The 1,137-nt window shown below is 57.7% G+C and carries 1 protein-coding gene; it reads left to right on the forward strand.

The genetic code is table 11. The features are described from left to right. Positions 1–60: 60 nt before the first annotated feature. Positions 61–1,137: IS4 family transposase (locus E1H13_RS26600; protein ID WP_169617971.1), on the forward strand; the 1,077-nt coding region annotated here is incomplete at its 3' end.

Below are 1,137 nucleotides of genomic sequence, written 5' to 3' on the forward strand. Positions count from 1 at the left end.
CAATACTGTTCGGATAAACAGAATTTCAGTATATTTGCACTGTTCTGACAGAGCAGGTGTATGGTGCAACTCAAGGAATTTACGTGGGTACAACCGAGTTTGGGACCCCGAGAGTTATTGCAGGCGATAGAGAGTGCCATTTCCGTCGAAGCGATAGAGACCGCTATCCAGCAATCCCACAGTCAGCACCAGCGAGAACGGGCGTTGCCGACCCCCCTGGTGGTGGCGCTGGTGATTGCACTGAATGTGTGGGCGCAGGATTCGATTGTAGATGTGCTCAAAAACCTGGTGGCCGGGTTAAGCCAGCAGTGGATTCGTCTGGGTCAGCGCTGGCGGGTGCCCAGCAAGTCCTCGATTAGTGAAGCGCGTCAACGGGTGGGGCCTCAGGTGATGAGTCGTTTATTTCACCGTCTGGCCCGTCCCCTGGCGACTCCCGAGACGCCGGGGGCCTTCCTGGGCGGGTTGCGCCTGATGGCGGTGGATGGCAGTGTCTTTGACCTGCCGGATACCCAGGAGAATGCCCGAGTGTTTGGCTATCCGGGGAGTCGTCGGGGCACCCGAGCGGCGTTCCCAAAAGCCCGCCTGGTGTTTCTGGTGGAGGCGGGGACCCATCTGCTCTGCGATGCCTTGATTTCGCCCTATCGCCGCCATGAACGGGTGCAAGTGCGACGGCTGTTGCGCTCGCTGACCCCAGGCATGCTGCTGATGTGGGACCGGGGGTTGCACTCGTTCCGCATGGTCCATGAAACCCTGGCCACGGGAGCTCATTATCTGGGACGAGTCCCGGCAAACGTCAAGTTTGAGGTGGTGAAACCGCTGGAGGATGGCTCCTATCTCAGTTGGATTGCCCCGGACCGTAAGTCCCGCAAACAGGGGATTGGCCGGATTCAAGTGCGGGTGATTGAATACACCCTTGAGTCCGACGGTGAAGTTCAAACCTACCGTCTCATCACCGACCTGCTCGATATTGAACGGTTTCCAGCGCTGCTGTTGGCCCAGCACTATCATGACCGGTGGGAAGCGGAAAATACCCTCGATGAATGGAAAACGCACCTTAATGGTCGCAAAGTGCCGGTGCGCTCCAAGACACCTCGGTTGGTGATTCAAGAAATCTATGGCTGGTTATTGGCCCACTGG

This window comes from Nodosilinea sp. P-1105 (assembly GCF_012911975.1).
Taxonomy (GTDB): Bacteria; Cyanobacteriota; Cyanobacteriia; order Phormidesmidales; family Phormidesmidaceae; genus Nodosilinea.